The sequence below is a fragment of the Crystallibacter degradans genome (assembly GCF_012952295.1).
GTDB lineage: Bacteria > Actinomycetota > Actinomycetes > Actinomycetales > Micrococcaceae > Crystallibacter > Crystallibacter degradans.
The window spans coordinates 1-4,164 of sequence record NZ_JABBCH010000044.1; the positions used below are offsets into that span (position 1 = coordinate 1).

The following is a 4,164-nucleotide window of genomic DNA, read 5'->3' on the forward strand; positions in this document are numbered from 1 at the left end:
CCTCCCTGAACTACCTGTTGACCTCCCACGTCTGGCGGCAGGACCACAACGGTTTCTCCCACCAGGACCCGGGCTTCATCGACCATGTGATCAACAAGAAGTCCGACGTCATCCGGGTCTACCTGCCCCCGGACGCGAACACCCTGCTGTCCGTGGCCGACCACTGCCTGCGCAGCCGCCAGTACGTCAACGTCATCGTGGCCGGCAAGCAGCCGCAGCTGCAGTACCTGGACATGGCCGACGCCATCGTGCACTGCACCAAGGGCATCGGCATCTGGGACTGGGCCAGCACAGATTCCGATGCCGAACCCGATGTGGTGATGGGCTGCGCCGGGGACGTGCCGACGATGGAAACCCTGGCCGCCGCGGACATCCTGCGCTCCCGGTTCCCGGACCTGGCCATCCGGGTGGTCAACGTCGTGGACCTGCTGCGGCTGCAGGACGACGCCGAGAACCCGCACGGCCTGGCGGACCGTGAGTTCGACGCCCTGTTCACCACGGACAAACCGGTGATCTTCGCCTACCACGGCTACCCGTGGCTGATTCACCGCCTCACCTACCGGCGCACCAACCACGGCAACTTCCACGTCCGCGGCTACAAGGAGGAAGGCACGACCACGACACCGTTCGATATGTGCGTGCTCAACGAGATCGACCGGTTCAACCTGGCCATCGACGTCATCGACCGGGTGCCGCGGCTCAAGGACATCTCGGCGCACGTGCGCGAGGAGCTGAAAAACAAGCTCATCGAGCACCGCCAGTACATCCGCGCCCACGGCGAAGACATGCCCGAAATCAGGAACTGGCAATGGACGGCCAAGCCAGGTCCCGCCAACCGGCCGGCCGATGAAGCGCGAGAGGAACCCGTTTAGCATGACCTCCGTCCGGCCCGGCGGACTACACCCGCCCCAGCCCCCCGCGCACCACACCGCACTGCCCTATGACGCGGTGCTCTTCGACATGGACGGGGTCGTCACCCGGACCGCCAGTGTGCATGCGGCGGCTTGGAAGGAGCTCTTCGACTCCGTCCTGGCTGACCCGAGCTCCGGCGTGGGAGCGGACACTGCCCCGTTCGACGCAGACCGGGACTACCGGCTTTACGTGGACGGGCGGAGCCGCGAAGACGGCATCCGCGCCTTCCTGGCCTCCCGCGACATCCGGCTTCCCGCAGGGAGCGCGGAGGACGGACCGGGTGCCTGGACCGTTACCGGTCTGGGTGCCCGCAAGAATGACCTGTTCCTGGCCGCGCTGGCCCGGGACGGCGTCAGCGCCTACCCCGGCACCGTCGCGCTGCTGGCACGGCTGCGCGACGGCGGCATACCTGTCGCTCTCGTCACGGCCAGCCGCAACGCGCAGGCCCTGCTGGAGGCCGCGGGCCTGGAGCCGGCGTTCGACGTGATCGTCGACGGCCAGGTGGCTGCGGATCAGGGTTTGCCCGGCAAGCCGGATCCGGCGATGTTCCTGGAGGCGGCCTGCCGGCTCGGCGTGCCGCCTCAGCGTGCCGTGGTGATCGAGGATGCCGTGGCCGGGGTCCGGGCCGGCCGCGGCGGCGGTTTCGGACTGGTGGTCGGGATCGACCGCGCCGGGTACCGGGAGCAGCTGGAGGCCGCGGGCGCCGACGTCGTCCTGGGCGACGTCGGCCAGCTGGATTTGGGTGCCTCACGGACCCATCCCTGGAGGCTGGTCTACGAGGGATTCGACCCGGCGCATGAGAGCCACCGGGAGGCCCTGACCGCCCTGGGCAACGGGTACATGGCCACCCGCGGCGCGCGCCCGGAGCACAGCGATGACGGGACCCACTATCCCGGGACCTACCTGGCAGGGGTCTACAACCGGACTGTGGGGATTATCCACGGCCGAGAGCTGGAAGAAGAGCACCTGGTCAATGTCCCCAACTGGCTGCCGGTCGACGTCCGCATCGGCGGCGGGCCCTGGTGGTCCAGCGGAGACCTGGACGTCCTGGCGGAGCGCAGCGAACTCGACCTGCGCCGGGGGGTGCTGACCCGCCGTGCCACCCTCACCGGACCGGAGGGCGAACGGCTCACCGTCGTGCAGCGGCGGCTGGTCTCGATGGACAATCCCCACCTGGCGGCGCTTGAGACGACCCTGACGGCCCGTGGCTTCAACGGCACCGTGAGCCTCCGGACGGGCATCGACGCCGAGGTCGCCAACACCAACGTCCGCGACTACGCCGGCACCGGCCAGATGCATTTGACTGATCCGGTATTCACCGAGACGGACGGCAGCACCGTCCTGTGCGAAGTGGTGACAAACCAGAGCCGGATAAGCATTGCCCTCGCCGTCCGGACCGTGTTCGCCGGCGGCCCGGCGGTCACGCCGCGCGACGCCGAGCACGGCGGCGGACGATACGGGCGGCAATTCGATCTCCGGTTGGCCGACGGACAGTCCGCCGCCATGACCCGGACCGTGGCCCTGGCCACCTCCCGGGATCATGCCATCTCCGCTCCCGGGGCTGGAGCCCTGACGCAGCTTGCCCGGCACGACACCGGCTTCGGTGCGCTGCTCAAGGACCACGAGGCTGCCTGGCGCCGGCTGTGGGACCGGTTCGGGATTGACCTTGACGCGGACCGGCAGTCCCGGCTGGTGCTCAACCTGCACGTGTTCCACCTGCTGCAGGCAATTTCCGGGCATACTGCCGCCCTGGATGCCGGCGTGCCGGCACGTGGCCTGCACGGGGAAGGCTACCGCGGGCACGTCTTCTGGGACGAGCTGTTCGTCCTGCCCGTCACCGGACTGCGGCTGCCCGAGGTCAGCCGGGCCCTGCTGGAGTACCGCTGGCGCCGACTGGACGCCGCCCGTGCCGCCGCCCGCGCCCAAGGCCTCAACGGCGCCCTGTTCCCCTGGCAGAGCGGCAGCGACGGACGGGAGGAAACGCCCCGGCAGCTGTACAACCCCCGCTCGGCCCGGTGGATGCCGGATAACTCCAGCCGCCAGCGCCACGTCGGACTCGCCGTCGCCTACAACGCCTGGCAGTACTTCCAGGTTACGGGCGACCGCGACTGGCTGGCCGCGCGCGGCGCGGAACTGATCATCGAGGTGACCCGGATGTTCGCCTCCCTGGCCACCTTCGACGCGGCCGAGGACAGGTACCACATCGCCGGCGTGATGGGACCGGACGAGTACCACGACGGCTACCCCGACGCGCCCGGGGCCGGTTTACGCGACAACGCCTACACCAATGTCCTGCTCTCCTGGGTCTGCGACCGCGCTGCCGACGTGCTGCGGGAACTGGCAGGCCACCCCGGCGACGATCTCGCCGACCGGCTGCACATCAGTCCGGAGGAGATCAGCCGCTGGTCCCGGCTCGGTTCCAGGCTCGCCGTCCCCTTCCATGCTGACGGCGTCATCAGCCAGTTCGACGGGTACGAGGACCTGCTCGAACTGGACTGGCCGCGTTACCGCGCCAGGTACGGCAACATCGGGCGCCTCGATTTGATCCTCGAAGCCGAAAACGATGCCACCAACCGGTACAAGCTGGCCAAGCAGGCCGACGTGCTGATGCTCCTCTATCTTCTCGGGCCCGCCGGCGTGACCGGCCAGCTGCGCCGGCTCGGCTATCCGGCCACCGAAGAGGACCTGGAGCGCACGGTGGATTACTACCTCTCCCGCACGGCAGAGGGTTCCACGCTCAGCCGTGTGGTGCATGCCTCGGTGCTCTCCCGGTTTGACGCATCCCGGGCCTGGCAGGTCTTCCGCGAAGCCCTGATCGCCGATCTGGATGACACCCAGGGCGGCACCACGCGCGAGGGAATCCATTTGGGCGCCATGTCCGGGACGGTCGACATTGTTATCCGCTCCTTTGCCGGCCTGCAAACCGAGGCCGACGCGCTGACCTTCGCTCCCCGGCTGCCCGCCCACCTGGGAACAGCCGGATTCCAGGTCCAGTACCGGGGGCACCGCATCGACGTGCACCTGGACACAGAACACCTCCGGATCCGGCTGCAGCCCTGCACCGCGCCCGCCGTCCGGATCGGCGTCGCAGGAAACTACGCGCTGCTCGCCGGCGGTGACGAAAGGAATTTCCCCGTAGCCTCAACACCGGGACTATCCGGGCCGGCACCAACCACAAAACCAACAACGCAACCGCAATCAGGAAGGACAAGCCCATGAGCAAGACCAGAGTGGCCGTCAACGGATACGGGG

At 68.7% G+C, this 4,164-nt stretch carries 2 protein-coding genes; both read left to right on the top strand.

Features of this window, described 5'->3' with window-relative positions; genetic code table 11:
• Positions 1 to 872: phosphoketolase family protein (locus HGO92_RS22915; protein WP_502305995.1), on the top strand; the 872-nt coding region annotated here is incomplete at its 5' end.
• A gap of 1 nt (position 873) precedes the next feature.
• Positions 874 to 4,131, top strand: a complete 3,258-nt coding sequence (locus HGO92_RS22920) for a beta-phosphoglucomutase family hydrolase (protein WP_169998991.1) — start codon at positions 874 to 876, stop codon at positions 4,129 to 4,131.
• Positions 4,132 to 4,164 lie beyond the last annotated feature (33 nt).